The sequence below is a fragment of the Bacillus sp. BS98 genome (genome assembly GCF_008432245.1).
Taxonomy (GTDB): domain Bacteria; phylum Bacillota; class Bacilli; order Bacillales; family Bacillaceae_G; genus Bacillus_A; species Bacillus_A toyonensis.
Map to the genome: position 1 here is coordinate 698,022 of NZ_CP043830.1, position 26,378 is coordinate 724,399.

General features: G+C 34.5%; 25 protein-coding genes. 17 read left to right on the plus strand and 8 right to left on the minus strand.

All coding sequences use genetic code 11. From position 1 onward, the window contains the following. The first annotated feature begins 170 nt into the window (after positions 1-170). Complete coding sequence (locus F0362_RS03495) at positions 171-458, plus strand: hypothetical protein (RefSeq protein WP_225988027.1); 288 nt, start codon at positions 171-173, stop codon at positions 456-458. Between the two features lie 16 nt (positions 459-474). Next, positions 475-804: a hypothetical protein gene (locus F0362_RS03500; protein ID WP_149889654.1), complete on the plus strand. Its 330-nt coding sequence runs from the start codon at positions 475-477 to the stop codon at positions 802-804. 18 nt (positions 805-822) lie between these two features. Here the strand turns inward: F0362_RS03500 and F0362_RS03505 are convergent, their stop codons facing one another. Continuing rightward, positions 823-1,977 (minus strand): MFS transporter, encoded by a 1,155-nt coding sequence (locus F0362_RS03505; protein ID WP_000873273.1) that lies wholly within the window; start codon positions 1,975-1,977, stop codon positions 823-825. Between the two features lie 226 nt (positions 1,978-2,203). Here F0362_RS03505 and bdhA point away from each other — a divergent pair, with 226 nt between their 5' ends. From bdhA to F0362_RS03535, 6 genes are all read left to right on the plus strand, one after another. Continuing rightward, positions 2,204-3,256, plus strand: coding sequence for a (R,R)-butanediol dehydrogenase (gene bdhA / locus F0362_RS03510; protein ID WP_000645824.1), 1,053 nt, complete (start codon positions 2,204-2,206; stop codon positions 3,254-3,256). Positions 3,257-3,375: 119 nt separating this feature from the next. Beyond that, positions 3,376-3,720 (plus strand): potassium channel family protein, encoded by a 345-nt coding sequence (locus F0362_RS03515; protein WP_000947914.1) that lies wholly within the window; start codon positions 3,376-3,378, stop codon positions 3,718-3,720. Positions 3,721-3,984: 264 nt separating this feature from the next. Further along, complete coding sequence (cerA, locus tag F0362_RS03520) at positions 3,985-4,836, plus strand: phospholipase CerA (protein ID WP_000731002.1); 852 nt, start codon at positions 3,985-3,987, stop codon at positions 4,834-4,836. A gap of 73 nt (positions 4,837-4,909) precedes the next feature. Further along, on the plus strand, positions 4,910-5,911 hold the full coding sequence (gene sph / locus F0362_RS03525; RefSeq protein WP_000837526.1) for a sphingomyelinase C: 1,002 nt from the start codon (positions 4,910-4,912) through the stop codon (positions 5,909-5,911). Positions 5,912-6,017: 106 nt separating this feature from the next. After that, the gene (locus F0362_RS03530) at positions 6,018-7,190 is read left to right on the plus strand and encodes an amino acid deaminase/aldolase (protein WP_149889655.1); all 1,173 of its coding nucleotides are present in this window, start codon (positions 6,018-6,020) and stop codon (positions 7,188-7,190) included. Continuing rightward, entirely contained in the window at positions 7,178-8,491 is a 1,314-nt protein-coding gene (locus F0362_RS03535; protein WP_000948670.1) for a D-arabinono-1,4-lactone oxidase, read from the plus strand. The genes F0362_RS03530 and F0362_RS03535 overlap by 13 nt, the downstream gene beginning before the upstream one ends. A 7-nt stretch (positions 8,492-8,498) precedes the next feature. Here the strand turns inward: F0362_RS03535 and F0362_RS03540 are convergent, their stop codons facing one another. After that, positions 8,499-9,650 (minus strand): VanZ family protein, encoded by a 1,152-nt coding sequence (locus tag F0362_RS03540; RefSeq protein ID WP_000128034.1) that lies wholly within the window; start codon positions 9,648-9,650, stop codon positions 8,499-8,501. A 172-nt stretch (positions 9,651-9,822) separates the two neighbouring features. Between F0362_RS03540 and F0362_RS03545 the strand changes: the two genes are divergently transcribed. Continuing rightward, on the plus strand, positions 9,823-10,026 hold the full coding sequence (locus F0362_RS03545; protein ID WP_001268335.1) for a hypothetical protein: 204 nt from the start codon (positions 9,823-9,825) through the stop codon (positions 10,024-10,026). Between the two features lie 86 nt (positions 10,027-10,112). Here F0362_RS03545 and F0362_RS03550 read toward each other — a convergent pair whose 3' ends face one another. From F0362_RS03550 to F0362_RS03560, 3 genes are all read right to left on the minus strand, one after another. Beyond that, positions 10,113-10,400 carry an antibiotic biosynthesis monooxygenase gene (locus tag F0362_RS03550; RefSeq protein WP_000471244.1) on the minus strand — a complete coding sequence of 96 codons (288 nt, stop codon included), beginning with the start codon at positions 10,398-10,400 and terminating at the stop codon, positions 10,113-10,115. A gap of 178 nt (positions 10,401-10,578) precedes the next feature. Continuing rightward, positions 10,579-11,391 (minus strand): undecaprenyl-diphosphate phosphatase, encoded by an 813-nt coding sequence (locus F0362_RS03555; RefSeq protein ID WP_000434781.1) that lies wholly within the window; start codon positions 11,389-11,391, stop codon positions 10,579-10,581. 132 nt (positions 11,392-11,523) lie between these two features. Next, a complete protein-coding gene (locus F0362_RS03560; protein ID WP_000495005.1) occupies positions 11,524-12,468 on the minus strand; it encodes a methyl-accepting chemotaxis protein in 945 nt (314 codons plus the stop codon). 220 nt (positions 12,469-12,688) lie between these two features. On the opposite strand from F0362_RS03560, the gene F0362_RS03565 reads away from it, so the two are divergent. The 5 genes from F0362_RS03565 to F0362_RS03585 all read left to right on the plus strand — a co-directional run bounded on the left by F0362_RS03565 (position 12,689) and on the right by F0362_RS03585 (position 16,680). Then, on the plus strand, positions 12,689-13,951 hold the full coding sequence (locus F0362_RS03565) for a 3D domain-containing protein (protein WP_001105800.1): 1,263 nt from the start codon (positions 12,689-12,691) through the stop codon (positions 13,949-13,951). A gap of 112 nt (positions 13,952-14,063) precedes the next feature. After that, positions 14,064-14,282, plus strand: coding sequence for a helix-turn-helix transcriptional regulator (locus F0362_RS03570; RefSeq protein ID WP_000154014.1), 219 nt, complete (start codon positions 14,064-14,066; stop codon positions 14,280-14,282). Further along, positions 14,275-14,748: a hypothetical protein gene (locus tag F0362_RS03575; protein WP_001081109.1), complete on the plus strand. Its 474-nt coding sequence runs from the start codon at positions 14,275-14,277 to the stop codon at positions 14,746-14,748. The genes F0362_RS03570 and F0362_RS03575 overlap by 8 nt, the downstream gene beginning before the upstream one ends. 116 nt (positions 14,749-14,864) lie before the next feature. Further along, on the plus strand, positions 14,865-15,497 hold the full coding sequence (locus F0362_RS03580) for a class A sortase (RefSeq protein WP_001041715.1): 633 nt from the start codon (positions 14,865-14,867) through the stop codon (positions 15,495-15,497). Between the two features lie 139 nt (positions 15,498-15,636). Continuing rightward, complete coding sequence (locus F0362_RS03585; RefSeq protein ID WP_001249829.1) at positions 15,637-16,680, plus strand: YHYH domain-containing protein; 1,044 nt, start codon at positions 15,637-15,639, stop codon at positions 16,678-16,680. 31 nt (positions 16,681-16,711) lie between these two features. Here F0362_RS03585 and F0362_RS03590 read toward each other — a convergent pair whose 3' ends face one another. Then, positions 16,712-18,097, minus strand: coding sequence for a peptide MFS transporter (locus tag F0362_RS03590; protein WP_000443131.1), 1,386 nt, complete (start codon positions 18,095-18,097; stop codon positions 16,712-16,714). A 283-nt stretch (positions 18,098-18,380) separates the two neighbouring features. Between F0362_RS03590 and brnQ the strand changes: the two genes are divergently transcribed. Beyond that, on the plus strand, positions 18,381-19,802 hold the full coding sequence (gene brnQ, locus F0362_RS03595; RefSeq protein WP_149889656.1) for a branched-chain amino acid transport system II carrier protein BrnQ1: 1,422 nt from the start codon (positions 18,381-18,383) through the stop codon (positions 19,800-19,802). Positions 19,803-19,937: 135 nt separating this feature from the next. Beyond that, entirely contained in the window at positions 19,938-21,659 is a 1,722-nt protein-coding gene (locus tag F0362_RS03600; protein ID WP_000656749.1) for a DUF2339 domain-containing protein, read from the plus strand. Positions 21,660-21,694: 35 nt separating this feature from the next. On the opposite strand, the gene F0362_RS03605 is transcribed toward F0362_RS03600, so the two are convergent. Together F0362_RS03605 and F0362_RS03610 are read right to left on the minus strand one after the other, a co-directional pair. Beyond that, positions 21,695-23,242 (minus strand): DNA-binding protein, encoded by a 1,548-nt coding sequence (locus F0362_RS03605; protein ID WP_149889657.1) that lies wholly within the window; start codon positions 23,240-23,242, stop codon positions 21,695-21,697. Between the two features lie 181 nt (positions 23,243-23,423). Beyond that, positions 23,424-24,815: an amino acid permease gene (locus tag F0362_RS03610; RefSeq protein ID WP_001164887.1), complete on the minus strand. Its 1,392-nt coding sequence runs from the start codon at positions 24,813-24,815 to the stop codon at positions 23,424-23,426. A 266-nt stretch (positions 24,816-25,081) separates the two neighbouring features. Here F0362_RS03610 and F0362_RS03615 point away from each other — a divergent pair, with 266 nt between their 5' ends. Continuing rightward, positions 25,082-26,374 carry an NCS2 family permease gene (locus tag F0362_RS03615; RefSeq protein ID WP_000487217.1) on the plus strand — a complete coding sequence of 431 codons (1,293 nt, stop codon included), beginning with the start codon at positions 25,082-25,084 and terminating at the stop codon, positions 26,372-26,374. The last annotated feature ends 4 nt before the right edge of the window (positions 26,375-26,378 follow it).

Here is a 26,378-nt window from a genome sequence, read left to right on the forward strand (position 1 = left end):
ATACATAAGCTTATTTACAGTATTACTTGGTTATACGCAAAAGTAATCTATATTAGGCGAAAAAAGAGCTCTATTCGATAGAGCTTTTTTTTGTGAGTAGAAAGGAGAAGTTATAAATGAAAGAAACAATTGTATGCCCACAGTGTGAAGGAAATATTACTGCATAACATATTATCGACATCCCACATCTTTTTTCATTAAGGTGTCCACATTGTAAGGTGAAGCTGAAAGAAATAAGGATAACGCCATGTTTAATATTAGCGGCAATTTGTATAATCCCACTGTTTATTATGATTGGTGAGAGCATTAAAGAATTGCTAGGAAAATATTTTTCTATTATAGACAATGTACCAACCGTACTTATTTTCTTCTTATTTTGTTATCCGTTGTATTATTTCTATGAAAAATATAATGCCAGCTTATTTATTAAGTATGGTTTATTGAAAGTGAAAAATTGAACAGGAGCTTATCATTATGTTGTGGAAAATTTATTTAGTAATTGTAGCGATATTAACTATTACTTCATTAATAAGAGGGATGTTTCAAACACCAATTCAAAAATTTGATTTTGTAGTGTCCATTATTACGTGGATAGGGCTATTTGGTTTTGTCTTCGATGTAGAAATATTAACCTCAATCGTTTGGAAATGCATCTTCGTGTTTAGCATTATTTGGACTTTGAGTGCCGTTTTTATTTTACGTTTATATGAAGAGAAGGATGAACCGCTACCTTTTATATTCAAATTAATTGGTGTGATCCCAACTTTGCCGTTATATTATGGGTTATATCAATATGCATCTTAAAAAAAGACAATGATGGAATTAACCCATCATTGTCTTTTTTACTTTGCTTCTTACGTAAATCATACTGGCAAAGGTTAATAAGAATGCAGTTCCGATAATGAAGCTGACGCTAGGTGATGCCCCGATTGCTCCAACTGTAAAGGAACCAGCAACAACTCCTAATGAGAAGAATGCATAAAATAATCCGAATGCCTTTCCGCGATTATCGTCTGTAGTATTTTCAACGAGTAAAGCGTTAATAGACGGAAAGAGGATTGCGAATCCAATTCCATAAATCATCATTACGATAAAGAGCATACCTTTTGTAGCAAATAATCCGAGTAAAGATAATGCGAATGCCATAACTGCAATTCCGATTAGCATTAGTTTCGAACGATTAAATCGATCGTAAATACGATTTGTTGGAAGCAAGAAGAAGAGGATAGCAGTAATACCAAATACACTTAACATCATGCCTGTTGTAGATGCTTTAAGCGCTAATGCCTCAACTTTTACTGGTAACATATAAGTGACAATCCCTTGTGAAAACATTAATGTGAAAGCACCAATATATGCTTGTAATAACGGTTCTGATTTTAAAAGTTCAACCATATCTTCTTTGTTCATCATTTGCGTTCTTGATGTATCTTTTCTTGATACGTTATTTGGTAAGAAGAATAGAGATACGATGGTACCAAGAGCCATTAAAATAGAGATAGTAATGAAGACCCATTCTACACCAGCTGTTGCTTTCATAATACCGCTGAAAGCAGGTCCTACGATTGCCGCTGTTCCAACAGCAGCACCAGATAGAGCCATTGCTTTTCCTTGTCTTTTTGCATTTGTTTGTTTTGATAAAAATGTAAAGGCAGCAGGAATTAAAAAGCCATCACTAAATCCATGCATAAAGCGAACAACTAATAGTTGTTCACCACTTTGAACAACGGTGTATAACAAGACTATGAAACTCGTAATTCCCATGCTTATATAAAGGATTTTTTTTGCACCAAATTTATCGACAGCGGCTCCAGCAATAATATTACCGATCATATTAGCGAATGAGTACATACCGACAACTAGCCCGATAATAAGAGGGGTTCCTCCAAGACTTTGAGCGAAAGTACTCATAATAGGTAATTGTGAAAATGTATCTAAAAATGCCACGATAACGATAAAGTAAATAAAATATTTCAAGCGATATTCACCTCTCCTATGCTATTATGGCACAATGCTAATTTCACCTGCAATGAAATTGAATTAACAGATGTGGAAAAAAGTACAAAGTGACAAAATATTGAACGTTATTTGTAAAAAATTAGTGGGAATGTGATTGTTTTTTTTGAAATATATGGATAGAAGTATTATAATAGAATTGTAAACTTCACCAGGTTAAGTATATACATAGAGAGGGATGTATAAAATGAAAGCACTACTTTGGCATAATCAACGTGATGTACGAGTAGAAGAAGTACCAGAACCAACAGTCAAACCAGGAACAGTGAAAATCAAAGTTAAATGGTGTGGTATTTGTGGGACAGACTTGCATGAATATTTAGCAGGGCCTATTTTTATTCCAACAGAAGAACATCCATTAACACATGTGAAAGCACCTGTTATTTTAGGTCATGAGTTTAGTGGTGAGGTAATAGAGATTGGTGAAGGAGTTACATCTCATAAAGTGGGAGACCGCGTTGTTGTAGAACCAATTTATTCTTGTGGTAAATGTGAAGCTTGTAAACATGGACATTACAATGTTTGTGAACAGCTTGTTTTCCACGGTCTTGGTGGAGACGGTGGTGGTTTCTCTGAATATACAGTAGTACCAGAAGATATGGTTCATCATATTCCAGATGAAATGACGTATGAACAAGGTGCACTTGTAGAACCAGCAGCAGTAGCAGTTCATGCAGTACGTCAAAGTAAATTAAAAGAAGGGGAAGCTGTAGCAGTATTTGGTTGTGGTCCAATTGGACTTCTTGTTATCCAAGCAGCTAAAGCAGCAGGAGCAACTCCTGTTATCGCAGTTGAACTTTCTAAAGAACGTCAAGAGTTAGCGAAATTAGCAGGTGCGGATTACGTATTAAATCCAGCAACTCAAGATGTATTAGCAGAAATTCGTAACTTAACAAACGGTTTAGGTGTAAATGTTAGTTTTGAAGTAACAGGTGTTGAAGTTGTACTACGTCAAGCAATTGAAAGTACAAGTTTCGAAGGACAAACAGTAATTGTTAGTGTATGGGAAAAAGATGCAACAATTACTCCGAACAACCTTGTATTAAAAGAAAAAGAAGTTATCGGTATTCTTGGATACCGTCACATCTTCCCAGCTGTTATTAAATTAATTAGCTCTGGTCAAATTCAAGCAGAGAAATTAATTACGAAAAAAATTACAGTGGATCAAGTTGTTGAAGAAGGATTTGAAGCACTTGTAAAAGATAAAACACAAGTGAAAATTCTTGTTTCACCTAAATAATAAAGAATTGAAAAAAGTAGCCCTTTTCTAGAAATAGAAGAGGGCTACTTTTTTTCTATACGGAAAGGTGATAGACTTTCCTTTGACTAAATGTACTTTTGTTTGGGAGGGAAAGTTGGATGCTTTCGTTTTTTTTAACATTGAAACGTATGCTAAGAGCCTGTTTGCGAGCGTGGAAGGATAAAGAATTTCAAGTTTTATTCGTATTAACAATTTTGACTTTAATATCGGGTACAATCTTTTATAGCACAGTGGAGGGATTACGTATCCTTGATGCTTTATATTTTAGTGTTGTGACACTGACAACTGTAGGCGATAAAGATTTTAGTCCTCAAACTGATTTTGGGAAGATATTTACGATACTATACATATTTATCGGGATTGGATTAGTGTTTGGATTTATTCATAAGTTGGCGGTTAATGTGCAACTACCAAGTATATTATCGAATAGAAGAAAAGAGTAAAGCATGTAATTGCTTTACTCTTTTTTTACATTAGTTTAGACAAGTATTTGCAGTAGCTTAACAATAATTTATTACAATGTAAGTGCATTCATTCATTATATTCACTATGTATAAAATTATAATGATATGAACATTTGCATATTTTAATTTATTGATAGAATTTTTATGAAAGGTGGGATATTCTAGTCATAGGTTAACCAGATGACATCGTAGGATCCTAGCAAAATGTTTACAATAATTTAATTATAAAATGGAGGATTTCAGATGAAAAAGAAAGTTCTTGCCTTAGCAGCAGCTATTACGTTAGTAGCACCGTTACAAAGTGTTGCGTTTGCTCATGAAAACGATGGAGGACAGAGAGTAGGCGTTATTCCGCGCTGGTCTGCTGAAGATAAACATAAAGAAGGTGTAAACTCTCATTTATGGATTGTAAACCGTGCAATGGATATTATGTCTCGTAATACAACACTTGTAAAACAAGAGCGAGTTGCACTATTAAATGAATGGCGTACGGAGTTAGAGAACGGTATTTATGCTGCTGATTATGAAAATCCTTATTATGATAATAGCACATTTGCTTCACACTTCTATGACCCTGATAACGGGAAAACGTATATTCCATATGCAAAGCAGGCGAAGGAAACTGGAGCTAAATATTTTAAATTAGCTGGTGAGTCATACAAAAATAAAGATATGAAACAAGCATTCTTCTATTTAGGATTATCTCTTCATTATTTAGGAGATGTAAACCAACCGATGCATGCGGCAAACTTTACAAATCTTTCGTATCCACAAGGGTTCCATTCTAAATATGAAAACTTTGTAGATACGATAAAAGATAATTACAAAGTAACGGATGGAAATGGATATTGGAACTGGAAAGGTACAAATCCAGAAGATTGGATTCATGGAGCGGCAGTAGCTGCGAAACAGGATTACGCTGGCATTGTAAATGATAATACGAAAGATTGGTTCGTGAGAGCTGCTGTATCGCAAGATTATGCAGATAAATGGCGCGCTGAAGTTACACCAATGACAGGTAAGCGTTTAATGGATGCACAACGTGTTACTGCTGGATACATCCAGCTTTGGTTTGATACGTACGGAAATCGTTAAGTATTTAAAAAAGGTCAAATCTCAGAATAGAGTATTTGGCCTTTTTATCACTATACACATGGAGGTATGAAACGTGAAAAGTAAATTGCTAAAAGGTGTACTTAGCTTTGGAATTGGTTTAGGAGCTTTATATAGTGGATCTTCAGCTCAAGCAGAAACGCCTACAAATCAAAATAATACATTAAAAGTAATGACGCATAACGTGTACATGCTATCAACAAACTTATATCCGAATTGGGGACAAAGTGAGCGTGCTGATTTAATTGGAGCGGCAGGTTATATAAAGAATCAGGACGTTGTTATATTAAATGAAGTGTTTGATAATAGCGCCTCAGATCGTTTGTTAGGAAATTTGAAGAGAGAATATCCAAATCAAACGGCGGTATTAGGTCGTAGTAGTGGAAACGAATGGGATAAAACATTAGGGAACTATTCATCTTCGACTCCTGAAGATGGGGGCGTTGCGATTGTGAGTAAATGGCCAATCGTTGAAAAAATTCAATATGTATTCGAAAAAGGCTGCGGACCAGATAATTTATCAAATAAAGGATTTGTATACACGAAAATTAAGAGAAATGATAGTTTTGTTCATGTAATTGGGACGCATTTACAAGCTGAAGATAGTATGTGTGGAAAAACTTCACCTGCATCTGTACGTACAAAACAGCTACAAGAAATTCAAGAATTTATTAAAAATAAAAATATACCAAATAACGAGTATGTGTTAATTGGTGGAGATATGAACGTAAATAAAATAAACGCTGAGAATAATAGTGATTCAGAGTATGCATCTATGTTTAAAACATTACATGCTTCTATTCCATCTTATACTGGACATACAGCGACTTGGGATGCGACGACAAACAGTATTGCGAAATACAATTTCCCCGATAGCCCTGCCGAGTATTTAGATTATATTATTGCAAGTAAAGATCATGCGAACCCATCGCATATAGAAAATAAAGTGTTACAGCCGAAATCTCCACAATGGACTGTTACATCATGGTTTAAAAAATATACGTATAATGATTACTCTGATCATTATCCAGTAGAGGCTACTATTTCTATGAAGTAGTCAAAAAAGTTTCTTCGTAAAGAAGAAACTTTTTTTATTTGCAAACAGGAAAATCACTCTTTCTTTCCAATATGTATAAGACATATATAGAAGAGGAGCGAAAAATGTGGATCGAGGAATTTTTAAAGAAGTTCCATTACCGTGTGCATTTTTAGATGAAGTAGCTTTAGAAAGAAATATTCAATCGGTTATAGAGCTAAGTGGCGATAAAAAGATTCGAATAGCGAGTAAATCATTACGATCCGTTCCAATTATGAAACGGATTTTAGCTACAAACAACCGATTTCAAGGTATTATGTGTTTTTCACCTAGAGAGGCTTTGTTTTTAATTGAACAAGGATTTAATGATTTATTATTAGGATATCCAGCTTATGATGACAGGGCTTTATATGAAATTAGTTTGCTAACAAAGAAAGGGCTTATTATAACTTGTATGGTGGACTGTGAAGACCATATTGTTTATTTAGAAAAAATTGCTGAGAAGTCTAAAGGGTGTTTTCGTGTTTGTTTGGATATTGATATGAGTAGCCGTTTTTTTCAATTTCATTTTGGTGTAAAAAGATCCCCGGTAAAAGATGTGCGGAGCGCTCTGGAAATAGTAGAAAAAGTGAAGGACTCATCATTTTTAATACTAGATGGTGTAATGGGATATGAAGCTCAAATTGCTGGGGTTGGAGATTATATACCGAATCAATGGATAAAAAGTAAAGTAATTTCTTATTTAAAGAAGAAATCAGTGTTAGAAGTTAAAGAAAGAAGAGGACGTATCGTGAAAGAAATACAAAACCTTGGTATTGAACTTAGGTTTGTAAATGGGGGGGGAACAGGAAGTATAAAAACAACTGAGCAAGATAACTCAGTTTCAGAGATTACAGTAGGTTCTGCTTTTTATGCCCCTAGACTGTTTGACTATTATAAAGAAGTACAATTTCATCCAGCTGTCGGATTTGCTTTACCAGTTGTACGTAAACCAGCTCCGTTTATCTATACTTGCCTAGGTGGTGGATATATTGCTTCAGGCGCAGTTGGTAAAGATAAAGAGCCTGAGGTTTGGAGACCAGATGGTGCAAAACTATTAGATTTAGAAGGTGCTGGTGAAGCACAAACTCCCGTTCATTATAACGGCGAGAAGCGAGTGGATATAGGAGATTCTATATTGTTTCGTCATAGTAAAGCTGGAGAATTATGTGAGCGTTTTCCAATTCTGTATCGTGTGAAACAAGGGAAGATTATTGGGGAGTATTCAACATATCGGGGGGATGGCCAATGCTTTCTATAGAGGGGAAAAAATGGAGAAATTGGACAGGGAATGTAGAAGGAACGCCGCATTATACGATGTATCCAGAAACTATACAAGATGTAGTAGAAGTTGTAGAGCTTGCACAAAAAAAAGGGAAGAAAATTCGTGTTGTCGGTTCAGGGCATTCGTTTACGCCTCTCGTGCAAACAGAAGAAATTTTAGTCTCTTTAGACGAATTGAAGGGCATTGTGAATATTGATGCGGAGAAGATGGTTGCCGAAGTATGGGCAGGAACAAAGCTACATGACCTAGGGAAGTTACTTGAAGAAAAAGGTTATGCACAAGAAAATTTAGGGGATATTGATTCACAATCTATTGCAGGAGCAATTAGTACGGGGACGCATGGGACGGGTGTTAACTTTGGGAGTTTATCAACACAAGTTATAGAGATTACGACAGTTTTATCAACAGGTGAGAGTATAGTTTGTTCAGAAACCGAGAACGTCGAATATTGGAAAGCATTTCAGTTATCGCTTGGAATGCTAGGTATTATCGTAAAGATAAAATTAAAGATTATCCCATCATATTCGCTCGTTTATGAAAGCGAAAAACAGTCACTATCTACTGTAATGAACAAGTTAGAAGAATATAAGAAGAATCGTCATTTTGAGTTTTTCGTTTTTCCTTATTCAAATGAAGTACAAGTGAAGTTTACAAATGAAACAACGAGTAAAGGAACTGATTTAAAATGGCATAAACTAAAGGTGGAGTTACTTGAAAATAGGATGTTCTCTTTGTTATCTAAAGGGTGCAAATGGTTTCCTTCCATAAGTAAAGGAGTAAGTCGATTATCAGCTAAGGCTGTACCAAACACAAAAATAATCGGCCCAAGCTATGAGGTGTTCGCTACATCACGTACGGTTCCATTTTATGAAATGGAGTACAGTGTCCCTTCAAAGTATATGAGAGCTGTTGTAGAAGAAATTTCAAGTCTCATTGAAAAGAAAAAGTATAAGGTACACTTCCCGATTGAATGTCGCTACGTGAAAGGTGATGATATATGGCTTAGTCCAGCGTATGGAAGAGACTCGGCATACATTGCTGTTCATATGTATAAAGGTATGAAGTATGCTGCTTATTTTGGTGAAGTGGAGAAAATTTTTCTGAAATATGAAGGTCGTCCACATTGGGGAAAAATGCATACGTTAACATACGAAAAGTTACAAAACATATATCCAGAATTGCATTCGTTTCTAAAAATGAGGAAGTCACTAGATGAAACAGGAATGTTTTTAAACCCTTATACAGAAAAGTTATTTACGATTATGAAAAAAAGCTGACAAAGTATTACTTGTCAGCTTTTTTTAGTATAATCGCATTTCTTGTTTGACTAATATGCTCGTAGAATAGTAACTTATCACGGCTAAATACATGTAAGAAAACATGAATAATAAATATGCCGTTAATTACGAATTGGAATAACAGTATAACTAGTAATACTAAAGGCTCTGTAAGATTTAAGATAGAGCTACTAGAAAGAATATAATTGATTCCACCTAAAACGAAATAGAATATACCGTAACGGATGAATAGTTCCTTCATCGTAATACGATCTGATTTTCCTTTAATGTAAATACGAAGCAACGCTTTTCCTATCGTTCTTCCATTTGTAAAGTATGGAATGATAATAAAGTAAATAAAGATTGAACATGTAATGAAAAGGAGTTCGTATACATTTGTGTAAGATTGGATATTAGAAATAAATAGAGAGTTTCCTTTATTTTTAATGACAGGAACGACGATAGATAAGAACAGCCAATCAATTTGCATAGCGATAAGACGACGAACGAATCCAACTGGTTTCGTTTCTAAATCAATATGACTATCTAATTCGCTTGTTTTCGGAAGGAAGTACGTAAATATTGGTGCAATGATAAAACCAATTACGCCGCCTAATGTGTTTAAAAATAGATCATCGATATCGAATAAGCGATATGCACAATTGTATATACCGTATAGTCCAGTTACCTGTGTCAGTTCGAAAAATAGTGAAAGACAAAAAGAAATACAAACTGTTTGTAAGAAACTACGTCGGAAATAATAACGTAAATAAACACCGAATGGAACGGTTAATAGAACGTTAAATGCTACTTGTAAGAACGCAGATTCTTTTAATAAATAGAAATAAGTAGCTGGTTTCGTTAAAATTGCCGAAGTATGATTACTAATTTCTTGTATGAAATAAAATGGTGATAGTTGCATGTGCTGCGTATTAGCCGGTTGTAGGCTACAAGTATCATATGTTTGTGGTAACGGCAAAATCACAAGAAAATAGGCATTTAATAAGTAAAGTAATAATGAGTACAAAATAAATGAACGCCATTTATTTAAATAACCATACTTTCGGTAGTTAAATATTAAAAAAGGTATTAAGAGAAACATTGCTAAAAAAGGAAATAAAATAAATGCTGTTTTTACTGGAAATAAATATGCAGTCAAAATGAGGCTCCTTTCAATGAAAATTCGTTTATCATTATAACGTTAAAAGAACCTTAAAACAAAATTAAAATATTTTGAAATAGAAAAAATTATAAATTTTAATGGAATTAAGTTATACTAAATTTAATATAAGGATATTGTGATTATTATAAGTTGAGAGAGGGTACAAGATATGCGATATGAGCTTTTTTCTGTAAGTGGGGATCATATTACAACTTTTGAAAGTGTGTGGCGTTTTCAAGAGGGAGAACAGGTTTTTGTTCATGATGATCAAACAAAACGAAATTTTATTATTATCCGCCTAACGCATGATGTATTTCAACAAAATAAACATGTTATTCGTTTGTATTGTCAAGAAAAGAAAGTTTATAAATAAGGGAAGCCCTCTTACTGGATGAGAAAAGGTAAGAGGGTTTTATCATTTTATATTAGGAAAAGCTCCTTAGGAATATCGAGTGAAGTTTAATGCATATAAGTAGCATTGGATGTGGAAGAAAGGATATAGTTTTGCATTTTGTGCTTCCAAGTTTCATTTTCGTTTCTTTGAGAAAGCCACGCATGGTAATCTTGTTGTGTTTTCCATAACATACGGACCATATATTTTGCTCCATCATCTGTACGATGCATATGTGAAAATTCTATGTTAATAAAACCATTTGTTCCAGTTGATGGATAATATTGTTTAAGTGAATATAGTAAATCATTCTCATAGCCATATTTAATATGAATTAGTTTAGTAACAATAAACATAGGAACACCTCTTTTATAATAGTAGTAAAGAAGACGGATTTTTATTAGTAGGAATATAATTAATATTATACTATTCTGAAAATTTAAAGTAAATAAGGCACTTCAACTTAATAGAAGTATAAAAAAGCGAGCCATCTTAGTGTAGTAGAATGACTCGCTTTAAATTTGTAAGTTTACTTTATAAGAAAATGATAGTAAGTACCCCTACGATAATACAATAGAAAGAGAAATATTTTAAATTTCCTTTTGCCATAATGTTCATAAACCATTTTAATGAAATATATGTCATGATAAATGTTGCTATAAACGCAACGATATATGGTACGAATAATGTGTCTAAATTAGGATCTTTAGCAATATCTGTAATACTTAGCAATAACCCACCTAAGCTAACAGGAATATATAGTAAGAATGAGAAGCGAAGAGCGGTCTCTTGCTTCATACCGAGTAACATCGCTGCTACAATTGTAGCGCCAGATCGGCTAATTCCAGGGATAAGTGCACAAGCTTGAGCTAATCCGATAATGATTGCATCTTTCATAGAAAGGTCACCATCATTTTTACGCCCGCGTAAGTTTCTAATAATCCAAAGACCGACAGCGGTAATAAGAAGGGAAATCCCAACCATTTTCACGCCTTTTAAGTACTGGTCGATATAATCTTTAAATAAAACGCCAATTACACCTGCTGGAATAGTTGCAATTACAAGGTAAATAATGAAGAAGAAATCTGATTTTGCATCTTCTGCTCTTGTAAATATATAAGATAGACCATTCTTTGTTAGACGAATTAAATCATTTCTATAAATAAGTAATACAGCTAGTAATGAAGCTGAATTAACAAGTAGTTCAAAGCTAAATCCTTCTATTTTTAGTCCTAGCAAATGTTGTGCTAAAACGAGGTGACCACTTGAAGAAATCGGAATTGGTTCTGTTAGTCCTTGGAACAGACCAAGAATTAAGTATTTTAAAATGTAGTAAAATTGTTCCATAACATCCTCCTTGTTAATTAGTCTAAAGAAACAACTTTCCCATTATAACAAAGATATAGATGAATATTGGGAAGAAATAAATATTCGAAATATAATAAAAACCCCTTATAGCGATATAAGGGGTTTTTATTGTTAATGAGAAGATACTGTTTCTTGAAGACCATTAGTCAATTGAACATCGACTTTTTCTGCATCATGAATATGGTTCATAATAGTAGTATTTAATTTTTGGAACATTTGTTGAGTGTTTGCAAATTCTCTTAATATATCATCATTACAAGATTTTTGGTTTTCAATTGCTTGAATAACATTTGTAGCACCATTTTGTAACGTTTGAATCATAATTAAAATGTTTTCGATTCTAGCGTTTGTATCGGCACTCATTTCTACACCTTCATCGACTAAATGTAAATTATCTTTTGTGTTTTCGTATGCTTTTTCAATTTCTTCTTGAATTTTTTTCGTTAAGTTGCCAATATTCTTTGTACTCTCTGCCGTACTTTCTGCTAGTTTTCTTACTTCATTGGCAACAACCGCAAACCCTTTACCGTGCTCTCCAGCACGCGCTGCTTCAATACTTGCATTTAGCGCAAGTAAATTTGTTTGTGCTGCAATGTTTTGAATGACTTCTACAATTTGTTCGATTTCTTTTGAGCGTTCACTTAAATGATTCATACTGTTAGACGTGCGCTGAGATTGTTCACCTAATTTATTAATTACAATAAGTAAACGGTGAACAGATTCTTTTCCTTCATTAGAGCAGTCAATAATCTCTTCAATAGACTGAATTAAGCTTTGTTCTTTTTGTAACATTTCACTATTTAATTCATTAGAATTTGTTGTACGTGTTGAAACATTTTCAAAACACGAGTTTAATTGCTGAATTAAATTTTGGAGTGTATGGTGCTGGTTATTTACAAGTTGATGCTCTTGAACGACGTTTTGCACACGGTCATGGATAGAAGAAATCATATTTTGTTTTTCAATATCTTTTTGTTTTAATTCTGCCTCTAATTCTTTTATACGATCTTCTAATTGATCAATTTTATGTTGGAGTGATTTCTTTTGAGTAAACATGTATTTATTTCAACCGCCTTTGGAAGTTATATTTTCTCTATATTTGGATTTTAGCATCTTTTATAATTTTTAAATATAGGAATTGTTAAATATTTAAGAATCTATTACATTTTATTTATAATTCCCTATTTTTTGTCATGAAAAATAAACTGTATTTAATAGTATTGTAAACAAACTGTAAAATAAATCATGTATAACTGTATAAGAAGGGAGTCGGATTATGAACTATTTTAAGCGAATCAGTAGTCTAGTATTAGCAGGAATTATCGGTCTTTCTAGTACAGTCGCTGTAAAAGCAGAGTCAAACGACGAGAAACTTAACAACATGCAACAGCAATTGCAGCAAAACGATGCAGATATGCAGAAGAAAGAGCAAGAGAAGCAAGCTGTTAGTAAAGAGATTCAAGGTATTGAAAACGAACTACATAACTTAAATAATACAATTGCAAAAAATAAAGAGGATCAAGCTGCTATTCAACGTAAAATCGATGAAACACATAAGCAGATTGAGCAAAAAAAGAATGAAATTGTCGTTTTAGAGGATAAAGTCCTTGCTCGTAAAGATATTATGAGAAAACGTATGGTTTCTGTTCAAAACAGTTCAAATACAAGTTTAGTAGTAGAAGTTGTTGTAGAGTCAAAAAACTTTGCAGATTTCTTACAACGTATGAATGCAGTTTCTACTATTTTAGAAGCTGATAAAGAAATTTTACGTCTACAAGAACAAGATCTTCGTCAAATTGAAGAAGATAAGAAAACAATTGACGAAAAAGAAGCATCTTTAGTAGTAGACAAACAAAAATTAGCAAAAGCGCAAGCTGATTTGCAAGATAACTTGAAAAAACGTCAAGATAACTTACAGACAGTTCAAGCTAAATACAATCAGATTGCAAGCCAACTTAATTTAGCAGCAGAAGAAAAAGCTAAAATTGAGTCAAATATGAAGGCAGTACAAGAGACGATTGCTCGTGAGCAAGAAGCAGCAAGAATTGCAGCAGAAGAGCGTGCAAAAGCAGAAGCGGCTGCAAAGGCTGAGCAAGAAGCTTTAGTGAAAGCACAAGCAGAAATTGCTGAAAAACAAAAGCAAGAGAAAGCTAATAAACCAGCTGAACCTGTTGCGAATAATAATTCGAAGGTAGAACCTGCACAACCTTCGAAGCCAACTGCTGGTGGAAGAGAAATATATGTACATGCAACAGCTTATACAGCAGATCCAGCTGAAAATGGTTATGCACCAGGCCAACAAGTGTATTCTGCATGGGGAGGCTATAATCTAACTGCAAACCCAGGAATGAAATTAATTGCTGTAGATCCAAGTGTTATTCCATTAGGTTCTACTGTATATGTTGAAGGTTATGGACAAGCAATTGCAGCAGACACTGGTGGCGCAATTAAAGGTCACAAAATCGATGTTTTAATGCCTGATAAAGCTTCATCTAGTAATTGGGGCAGAAAAAATGTTAAAGTTACAATTTTAAACTAACACGTAATCCAACTTTACAATACGTAAAGTTGGATTTTTTTGTGAAAATTATGTTAAGTTGAGTTTACATTTTGTTAAGGATAGCATACAATGATGGTGAGAGGTGGTAAAATTGACCATTTTAAATAGAGTGAAAGAATTAAGGGCTCGCTTCAATTTTTCGCAAAGTGTATTAGCAGAGAAGGTTGGAGTGACGAGACAAACAATTGCTGCAATTGAAAAAGGGGATTACGTTCCTTCGTTGTTATTGGCACTTACGATTTGTGATGTGTTCCAGTTAAAGATGGAAGATGTGTTTGTTTTAAATAAGGAGGGGAAAGAGGATGAATAGACTTGTATTTTCTTATATGCTAAATGTACTTTTAATGGTATTAGCAGGTTGGGCTTTTATTGAGTTGTATTATTTTACTATTGAAGTCGCTAATTTTATTCAAACGAAGAGAGTACCATTTGAAGTTTCAATAAGTTTAATACCGCTCGGATTACTTTTAACATTTGGTATTGTATCGACGGTTCTTTATAAAATTCAAAAGAAAAAATATAAAGAGCTCTCGTATTGGATGTTTCCACTATTATTTCCTCAAGAAGATGAGCGTGAAAAGGCAATTACAGAAAAGGCTTGTCGTACTACATTTATGTCATTATGGTATGTGTTGCCTTGTGCGGTTGGGTTTTTAACTCTTTCTCCAATTGTTATTCTATATGTTCCTGCATATCCGATATATATTGCATTTAGTATCTTCTTTATTCAGATGACGATTTTTCACGTGTCTTTATATCGAAATAAAATTGCTTAAAAAGAAACCTTCTTGCATCGGCAAGAAGGTTTCTTTTCAGCTTATACTTGTACATATAGCAATATTATTTTATCATTTTATATAGAGTAAGATTTTGTAAGGGAAAGGAATTGTATATGAATAAGCAAAGAATTTATAGTATAGTAGCAATCCTTCTATTTGTTGTAGGTGGGGTTTTAATTGGAAAGCCATTTTATGATGGATATAAGGCTGAAAAGAAACAGACTGAAAATGTGCAAGCTGTTCAAAAGATGGATTATGAAAAGCATGAGACAGAATTTGTAGATGCGTCAAAAATTAATCAACCAGACTTGGCAGAAGTAGCGAATGCATCGTTAGATAAAAAACAAGTAATCGGTCGTATTTCGATTCCAAGTGTTTCATTAGAAATTCCTGTTTTAAAATCTTCTACTGAGAAAAACCTGTTATCAGGTGCAGCGACAGTAAAAGAAAATCAAGTAATGGGAAAAGGGAATTACGCACTAGCAGGGCATAACATGTCTAAAAAAGGTGTTTTATTTAGTGATATAGCATCTTTGAAAAAAGGCGATAAAATTTATTTATATGATAATGAAAATGAATATGAGTACGCTGTTACTGGTGTATCTGAAGTAACTCCGGATAAATGGGAAGTTGTAGAAGATCATGGGAAAGATGAGATAACGCTTATTACATGTGTATCTGTAAAAGATAATTCTAAGCGTTATGTTGTAGCTGGTGATTTAGTAGGAACGAAGGCGAAGAAATAAAAAAGAAGGCCAACTCTTTAAAGAGTTGACCTTCTTTTTTACTACTTTTGAGAAATAATAGAATATTTTAGTTTGTATTTAAAAATCCTTCTATTTATGTATAATAAAGTTAGAATTCTAAATTTTGGGAGGAACAAGAGTGAGACAACAGGTGAAGAAACTTCTTTTAACAACAAGTGTAGCGTTATTGATAGCTCCAATTTCAGCTTATGCGCATCCAGGACGTACAGATGCGAATGGTGGACATACGTGTCGTACAAACTGTGAAAAATGGGGATTACAGTACGGGGAATATCATTATCACAATAAACCAGCTTCTAGTAGTGGTGCAACGAGTCCAGCTCCTAGCCAAAATAATAATGGTGCTGTAGAAGCTGAAAAACAACGTGCTGCAGAAGCACAGCGTAAAGCTGAAGAAGAGAGACAACGTGTAGCTGAGGAACAAAGAAAAGCAGAAGAGGCACGTAAGCAAGAGGAAGCTAAGCGCCAAGTTGATATGGAGAAAGGTCAACTTGAAGGCGAAAAAAATGGAGAGACTGATTTTAAAGCAGGGAAAAATGACGTACAAGTACATTTAGCTGGAAAATCAGATACATATAAACAAGCATTTACAACTGCTTATACTACTACTTGGTCTTTAGAAGAGCAGAAGAAAACGCATTTTGAAAAAGGAAAAGAACAGGGCTTAGCACAAGAGACGATGGACGATAGTCAAATTACTCCAGATTTTAAGCAGATCTTTGCAGAAGGTTTCCAAGTGGGAAATAAAGAGAGAACAGAAAAAATTGAAAAAGAGCAAGCTGAACTAGGGGAAAAGGCTGGTAAGGAACTAGCTGAAAAGAATCCTGGAAATAATGAGAAAGATGTATACGTGAAGTCATATGAAACAGCGTATGAAAAAGGCTATAAGTCTACAAAAAAGGCAGTAGAAAAGGCTGGATATAAGTATGCGTTTGAAAACTATGATTTGAAGATTCCTGCCAAGTATGAAAAGAATGGCTCATTAAAAAAATGGTTTACTGAAGGATTTAAATCGAATAAAAAAGCAACGGAAATTCGAGAAGAAGGATTTAAAAAGGGAGACAGCTGGTTTTCATTTTTCTATAAGAGTTTCGTGCCAAGTGAATATAAAGAACATAAAGAGTTGTATGAGCAAGCAATAGAAAAAGGTAAGAAGGCATAAAAAAGATGAGGAGAAATTCCTCATCTTTTTTTTAATCCATCCATTTTACTAGTTTTTTAGAGATTAATAATAAAACACAACCTAAAACAATCGCTACAGCGCCGATAACAGTAAACACTTCAGCATATCCAAGTGAAGTTGTGAAGCTTGCAAGTTGTCCACCTAAAATATTGGCGATACCTGAACTTGCTAGCCATACACCCATTAGTAAAGAAGCAAGTTTTACTGGAGCGAGAGAACTAACCATTGATAGTCCGACAGGTGATAAGAATAGCTCACCTAACGTATGGAAAAGATACGTAAAGACGATAAATAGTAAGTTTGCTTTTTCCGTAATGTTATGTTCGTCACTACCTGTTTTTAATGTAGCGATAACAAGTATGATATAACCGATACCGAGTAAGATCATACCAAGTCCCATTTTGGTTGGGATTTTTAAATCCCCGCGCTTGCGAGTTGCAAGTTTTGCCCATAATGCTGAAATGACTGGGGCAAGTAAAATAATAAATAATGGATTGACCGATTGGAACCAAGATGTTGGAACTTCCCATCCGAACACAGAGCGGTCTACAAATTTGTTTGTATATAGTGTTAATGAACTACCAGCTTGTTCAAAACCAGCCCAGAAGAAGACAACGAAGCACGTTAAAATGACGATAACTGCGGTACGTTGTTTTTCTTTTTTTGTTAACGGTGTATCTCCTACTGATGGTTGTCCAGCAGCTGTTTGCAAATCGCGAGTTGGTTTTTTACCGATATCACCAAGGAAGCGATTTGATAGTGTTGTAAATAAAATTTGTCCAATGATCATTCCGATTGAAGCTGCTAAGAAACCGTAACGGAATCCGTAATGTACAACGCCATCAACTGTTGTTTTGAATAAATTTTCTGATAAAAATCCGCAAACGAGTGGAGCTAAAAATGACCCAACGTTAATACCCATGTAGAAAATGGTAAATGCACTATCACGTTTTGGATCATTCTCTTCGTATAATTCTCCAACCAGTGTAGAGATATTCGGTTTGAAGAATCCATTACCGATAATAATAAGCGCTAATCCGAGGTATAGGCCTAATTGGTTTTGCAAGGCAAATAGTGTAAGGTTACCGATTGCCATCGTTATACCACCAATTGTGATGGCTTTTCTTCTACCTAGAAAACGGTCTGTTAAGTATCCACCAATCATTGGTGTGAAATAACAGGCTCCAGTATAAAATCCGTAAATGGAGAGTGCCCATGCGGGACTAAACCCAAGACCACCGCTTACTAAAGCTGTCGTTAAATATAATGTTAATAATCCTCGTAATCCATAGTAACTAAATCTTTCCCACATTTCTGTAAAGAAGAGTAAGTATAAACCTGGAGGATGTTTCTTTTTTCTTTGCTGTTCTTTTTCTAGTTGTATCGCTGATTCCATGTTATTTTCCTCCTGACACAAACAAAAACAAGGTTAATAATTTTGTATATTTAATATTTTACTTTATTAACTATTATAAGTCAATGAAGTGAAACTTTAATCATATTGGAAGATTTTATTCCAATATGATTATTAGTTGAACGAATCGGGCTTTTATGGGCAGTTTGATTCCCACTGGATATCCGGTTATTAGCTTAATTATTAGGGGGGGAGTCTTACTGTCCGTTAATGCGGGGAAAGGTTGATTTTTCAGAAGAAATTGGAAAAGGGAAATAGCTATAGAATGGGCATTTCTTTTGTGATAGACTATGGACTATGTTTTCTTTGTAAGGAAGCGGATTATCGCGTTTTTCTATATGTGGAATTGATTTCACAAGAGATGAAATTGAAGAAGGAGAAAGAAATGAAATTGTTACAGAAAAAAGAAATTTTACTTATTAGTCTTATGCTATTCTCTATGTTTTTTGGAGCGGGGAATCTTATCTTTCCGCCTTTCCTTGGATATGAAGCAGGAGAACACGTGTGGATTGCGCTGTTAGGTTTTATTATATCAGCAACAGGTCTTCCGATATTAGGTGTTATTGCTGTTGCAAAAGCAGGAAGCTTTCAAACGTTAGCGGGTAGAGTACATTCTTCATTTGCAATTATTTTTCCGTGTATTGTGTACTTATTTATTGGACCTGGTCTTGGTATACCACGTGCAGGAAGTCTAGCATTTGAAATGGGACCAGGTCAGTTATTCCCAGAATCGGGTAGTGTAGTTTTACTAGTTTATACGATCGTTTTCTTTAGCTTTGTTTACTGGTTAAGTTTATCGCCATCTAAATTAATGGGCTTATTTGGGAAGGTTTTAACGCCTTTATTATTATGTATGATTGCACTTATTTTTATAAAAACTATGTTTACACCAGTTGGTAGTGTGAAAGAGGCTACTGGAAATTACGGACAAGTTCCTATGTTCCAAGGATTTTTAGATGGATATTTAACGATGGATGCGCTAGCGGCTTTAATCTTTGGTATTGTTATTGCAAATGCTTTACGTGCAAAAGGTATTGAAGATGATCAAGGCTTAGCGAAATATATGAGTATTGCTGGTATTGGAGCAGGTCTTTTATTATCTATTATTTATGTCATCCTCGGATATGTGGGTTCAATTAGCGGTTCGTTAGGTACGTTTAATAATGGGGCGAATGTGTTAGCACAAGTGATGACGACGTTATTTGGACAAGGCGGAGTAGTTTTGTTAGGCCTTATTTTTACTATTGCGTGTTTATGTGTTTCAATTGGACTTGTTACATCTTGTAGTCAGTTTTTTACAAGTGTATTTCCGAAAGTATCGTATACAGTTTGGGCGTTTATATTGAGCTTTATTAGTATGATTTTAGCTAATTTAGGGTTAACACAAATTTTAAAAGTTTCAGTACCGATTCTTGGATTTATTTATCCAATTGCATTAACGCTTATTATTTTAGGGTTATTCCATAAATATATTGGGAAGTATGTGTGCATATATCCTGTTACAATTTTGATTGTAGTGGTATTTAGTGCAATCGATATTTTAAATAAAAATGTGATGACGAATCAGTGGACGCCAATATTGAAGTATATTCCGTTTTATACAGAAGGTGTAGGATGGATCATTCCAGCTCTTGTAGGTGTGTGTATTGGTGTAATCGTTAGTATCATGATAAATAAGGACAAATAAGTGAAAGGGTGTTTTCTATAATGGGAAAACACCTTTCTTTTTTTGGAAAAATAGTTTTAAAAATGAATAGACTAAGAGTATGATAAAGATAATTGGTAATATATAGGTTTCGAATGAATGGTGAGGGGGGAGCATATGAAGGAAGATTTGAATAAGAAAATAGAAGCACTCGAAACTACAATTGAAACGATGCAAGAAGCACTTTTTGAGTTGAAAGCAAAACAAAGGGAAATAGAAGTAGAAAACGCTCAGCAACATGTTAGTAAGGAAAAGAAAGTATATATCGAAACGATAATAGATGAAAAATTACAAGAAGATGTAGTAAAGATCAAAGAGCCCGTGCAAAAAGTTGAGGAAAAACAAGTAAATATATCTGCTTTTAAACCGGAACCATTCAATATTATTAAGTTTTGCCAAACATGGTTGCCGCGTATATTTGTCGGTATTATGCTACTTGGGGTTATTTGGTTATTTAAAGCAGGGGTAGATGCTGGTTTATTAACACCAGCGATACGAATTGTGTTTGGTATCGCCTTATCTATCGGTTTGTATTATATAGGGGATATTCAAATTAAACGAGAGCGGCAAGCGTTAGGGTTAGTATTAGCTGGAGGAAGTATTACAGGCATTGTTTTAACGACGTTTGCGGCACATTATTTATATGGATTTATTCCAGCAAGTATTGCGTTTATCTGTAATATTGTATGGGTTATTTTAGGGATTTATTTAGCGAAAAAGTATCAATCGGAATACCTTACTATCTTCGTAGCGGTCGGAGCTTTCTTCGTTCCGTTCTTGTTAAATAGTACGACTCCGAATCCTTATATTTTCTTTGGATATGAGACGATATTAACACTTAGTTTATTATGGTATGCGTTGAAAAATCGTTATAAGTACTTATATATGATTTCTTATGTTGTTGCTGCCATTGTCCTGTTTGTCTTCTTTGCTGTTATGTCGATATTAGTAGAGAATTTGCAAATACAGTTAACGATTGTATATGGTGTAATTCATTTGCTGTTATTTTGGCATATGTTTTCAGAGAGAGAGTTTATACAAGAAGCAAGAGTAGCGATATTTAGTACAAATGCCGTTTTCTTTATTTTATCTATTGTAAAAATACCTGATTTTACTACGTGGGGATTGGTCATAAGTGCACTCGTGCATACTGTTATGTTTGTACTTGAATATAGGAAGAATAAACAGTCTATATTTGCAAATCTCTTATTTGGTTTTGCAATGGGGTCATTTAGTTTAGCGATTTTATACGAGTACAGTTTAGTGAATGCAGCAATTGTATTATTGTTACAAGGTTTTCTCGGTATGGTTACTTCTATTAAAGCAAAACAACAAATTAAACTGTATGTAAGTGCCACTATTTATGCGATTGGAATGGTACAGACGATTTTTAGCCCGTTTGATCATTTTGTTTCAGCTGGGTTTGTTGCTCATATTATTTTAATAGGTACATTTTATTATTGCATGAAACGAGCGAAAGATGTATTAACGAGTTTTGGAAAATATGTTTATTCTATAGCTCTCTATTGGTTCATGGTCATTGTATTTATTACAATTACTAGAGTTGGCGAAGTTCTTTCTACAGATGGAAGTATAATAAGCGTATCAGTATCGTTATTATGGATGGTATATGCATTATTTGCAGTTTGGCTTGGACGGAATAAAAATATGAATGAAATATTGTATGCTGGCTTAGTTGTTTTAGTAGTAACGATAGGAAAGTTATTCCTTCTAGACTTACCAGAAGTTTCAATGATGATCAGGGCAGTGTTATTCTTAATTGTAGGTAGTATAGGTATCGTCATTTCCAGAATGTTTTTCTCAAAAGAAGAGAAATGAGAAGAAGGCAATCCGCATGTGGATTGCCTTTTCTTTTACTTCTTATTAATCGTTACAGCTTCATTATATTTAGCAGTTGTATTTTGGCGTAGACGAAGTGTTGCTTGTCCAGTTGTATTTGAATCAAGTTGTACGTTCACAATTTTTTCAGCGGAACCAAAGCTGTCTGTTGTGAATGAGAAGGCGCTACTATATCCGAAAGTAGATGGCCAAGTGCCGTTTGTATTTTGGACTTTTGCTACCTGTGTTCCGCCAGTCGTGAAGATACCTAAAGAATAGTTATTATAAGTTGTATTAGGTAATAAGTTGTTTACTTGAATCTTTATTTGGAACACTTCATTGTTTGGTAGAATGCTAGGGCGTGTAATCACATAATCGTTTGCTGTTACGGCGCCGTTATATCCGTATGAACCAGGTTTAAATGTATTTGTATTAAACCATTGATAACCAGCGTTTGGTGCACTCCAAGGTTCTGGTTGTGGCTCTGTTGATAAGCTTGGTTGTTCAAATGTTTGTAAAGCAGTAGGTGAATCAAGTTGTAAACCGTTTACTTGATCTAAGCTTGTAAATGTCTCTTGTTTCGATAGCCAATTTACGATATTTTCTAGTAAAACAGCATCGTTTTCTTCTTTATAACCATCGTAAGTTTTCTTTGTTTGGCCAGAATCTTCACGAACGTATTTTGGCGTAGCATCTTCAACAGGAGAAGAGTCACCGATAAAGGCAGCTTTTCCAAGTCCTACTTTTGCAATTGCAGCATATGGACCCTCTGCAACGCCACCGCCGTTATAAACACCACTATCAACAGCGTTATTCCATTTTGATGGGTTTTCTGGAAGATAAACAAGTCCTTTTGCTAGTTTTGGATTTGTAATTGCTAGAGTAGAACCAGCATGCATTGCTACCGATGAAACACCTTGTGTAATTCCGAATGATTGTTCAGGCGAAACAATGTTTTTAGCTGAAACATCACCAAGTGCATTGTAACGGAAGCGAATACCAAAATTATTAGATAGCCAATCGGAACTTTCTACTCCTTGCATAGCTTGTGAGTTTGCTTCTTCGTTAGACATTCCTTTTGCGGGATTTTCCCAAGCACCGCGTCTATATCCATTAAATACTTCAGAAGAGTCCCAGCGATTTTTATTACGATCTGCATTATAATGATCGGCAATGAAGAAGATACTGCCGCCATTTTTTACATATTGTAACATTGCATCTTGTTCAGATTTTTTGTAAGGAATATTTGCCTCTGGAACGATAAACACGTTGTAATTTTTTAAGTCTTCGTATGTAATAGGTGTTGATTTACGAAGTTCTTTTACATGATATCCATTTTGGGCAATGCCGTTTCCGAAATCAGAAAAGCCGCCATCAATAACCCAGTCAGCTGTCCCTGCAGTTTGACCGTGCGTATTATCAAATAATACTTTCTTCCCATTGTTTTGATTTACAACCTTTGCAGCAATTTCAGGAGCTGGGTCTACAGAGCTTTCGGCATAAGTAGACGGTATGAACGAACTCCCCATACTAAGTGTAATTGCTGTTGCTAAAGAAAATGTAATCCATTTTTTATTCTTCATAGAAGAATCCCCCTAATAATAAATATATGTGCTTTAATAATGTAATTTATTTTTCTGAAAAAATAAAGACAGAAAACGTAAAAAATATTAAAAAATTGTAAAAATACCGTGAATTTTGTTGAGAAATATTTATATAGACAATAAAAAACCCCTTCCAATTAATAAGGAAGGGATAAATTGTTTAACTAATCTTTGAAGTAGGTGTTTCATCAATCTTATGAAACCCTTTCATGTAATACACGATAGCTAAGCCAATAAGCCAAATTGGGCCAACGATTAATGCAATTCGTGTATCTTCTGAATACGCCATTATACATAGTACAAGTGCAAGGAAGCCAAGTGAGAAGTAAGAGCTTAATGGATGTAAAGGCATTTTATACGTTAGCTTGTCTTTTTTCTCAGTTGATAATCCTTTACGGAATTTAATTTGAGCGACTAATATAATTCCCCAGGTCCAAATTGCCCCGAAAGTTGAAATACTAGTTAACCATGTAAACACCTTTGCAGGCACAAGGTAGTTTAATATAACACCAACAAGTAAAACGATAGCCGTTGCTACAATTCCTTGACTTGGAATCCCATTTTTATTTAAACGACCGAATCTTTCAGGAGCTTTCTTTTGTTGTGCCAATGTAAATAGCATACGCCCTGTACTAAATAAACCACCGTTACAAGAAGAAAGTGCAGCTGTTAATACGACAAAGTTAATAATACCTGCTGCTTTTGCAATGCCGATTTGTTGGAATGTTAATACGAATGGACTTCCTTTCTCACCAAGTTCGTTCCATGGATAAATTGCCATCATAACGAATAATGCCCCGACGTAAAAGATTAGGATTCTCCAAAATACGTTATCGATAGCTTTTGCGAGTGTTTTCTTCGGGTTTTGAGCTTCACCAGCTGTAACACCAATTAGTTCAACGCCTAAATAAGCGAATAATACCATTTGTAAGGAGAGTAGTAATCCGGAAAATCCATTTGGGAACCAGCCACCATGTGACCAAAGATTTGAAATACCAGTAGCGATACCACCATTTCCGAATCCGAATAAAATAATGCCAGCTCCAACTACTATCATACAGATAATTGTGACAATTTTAATGAGAGCAAACCAAAACTCAAGTTCTCCAAATACTTTTACTGATAAGAAGTTGAAAGCGCTCATTAATAATAGAGCGAGTAGTGCCCAAGTCCAGCGCGGGATATCTGGGAACCAGTACTGCATGTAAATTCCAGCCGCCGTAATTTCAGCCATACAAGTAACAACCCATAAGAACCAGTAGTTCCAACCAGTAATATAGCCAGCAAGTGGGCCGATATAATCATTAGCGTATTTACTAAAAGAACCGGCAACCGGTTGTTCAATTGCCATTTCTCCGAGCGCTCGCATAATGAAAAAAATAACGAGTCCAGCGATCATATAACCTAGTAAGATGGAAGGACCAGCTAGTTTAATAGCAGAAGCAGATCCTAAAAATAGTCCAACGCCAATAGCTGAACCGAGTGACATTAAAGTAATATGTCGTTCTTTTAAACCTCGATTTAAAGTTCCAGATTTGTTTGTGTGCTGCATAAGAAGAATCCCCCTTGTAGAATGAGCTACCTAAATATTTAACTATTTCAAATTATAAAACATTTCTATCTGTTATGCTACAAAAATAATCATAAAAGAACTGTACTACATCTGAAGTTGTCAGACTTAAACTTAAAATTCTCACTATTAGAGAATATATTGACTCTTCTTTTTATTGATTGTTAAGATTAAGTATTATATTTTCTCACATACTAGTAAGAAAAGAATGTGTGATAATAATTCAGATGTAGGAAGGGTACATAAGCATGTTTCAATTACAACAATATAACACTTCTGTGAAGCAAGAGCTTTTAGCTGGCATCACAACTTTTTTTACATTTGCGTATATTCTTGTCATCAATCCGAAAATATTATCTGATGCAGGTGTACCATTTGATCAAGCTTTTACGGCAACTATTATTGCGACAGTTATTGGGACGCTATGTATGTCGTTTTTAGCTAACTATCCAATTGTTATTGCTCCAGCTATGGGGATGAATGCATATTTTTCTTATTCTGTTGTTCAACAGGCAGAGGGGATTACATATGTCATTGCGTTTTCGGCAGTATTTGTAACAGGTATTATTTTTCTTTTATTATCTTTCACTTCATTTAGGCAAAAGTTAATTGTCGCAATTCCTGATAGTTTAAAGCATGCAATTGCAGGTGGAATTGGACTATTTATTGCTTTTATTGGATTACGTCTATCTGGAATTATCGTTGATCATCCATCTAATTTAGTTACGATTGGTGATTTTCATTCACCAGCCGTTATTTTAACTTTAATTGGTTTAATTTTAGCTGCGGTATTAATGGTATTACGTGTGAGTGGTGCATTATTTATTAGTATGATTGTGACAGGAATTATCGCCTTCTTTACGGGGCAACTGAAGTTTGAGGATAAAATTGTAGCGATGCCTCATTTACCAGAGGGTATTATCGTTTCAAATCCAATCAATGCCTTTTCAGATGTAATTCAGTATGGATTATATGGTGTTGTATTTTCATTTTTACTTGTACTTTTATTTGATACGACAGGTGCATTACTCGGTTTAATTAAACAAGCAGGTTTAATTACAGATAATACAGAGAAACGTTTTGGTAAAGCGTTTATTGCAGATGCGATTGGCGGAACGACAGGTTCTATCTTTGGTACAAGCCCAACAGCAGCGACAATTGAATCGTCAGCTGGTATTGCTGCGGGTGGTAAAACGGGATTAACAGGTATTGTAGTTGTTGGACTAACAATTATAACGGCATTTTTCAGTCCTGTAATTGCATCTTTATCAAGTGTAGCTGCTATTACAGCTCCTTCATTAATTATTGTCGGTAGTTTAATGGCACAAAGTATTCGTGATATTAATTGGGATGAGTTTGAAGATGCATTACCAGCATTTTTAATTTTTGTAGGTATTCCGTTAACGTCTAGTATTGCGAATGGAATTGCAATCGGATTTTTAGTGTATCCGGTCTTAAAGATTGTGAAAGGGAAAGGGATGGAAGTACATCCGTTACTATACTTATTTACAATTTTATTTGGATGTCATTTATTCTTATAATATA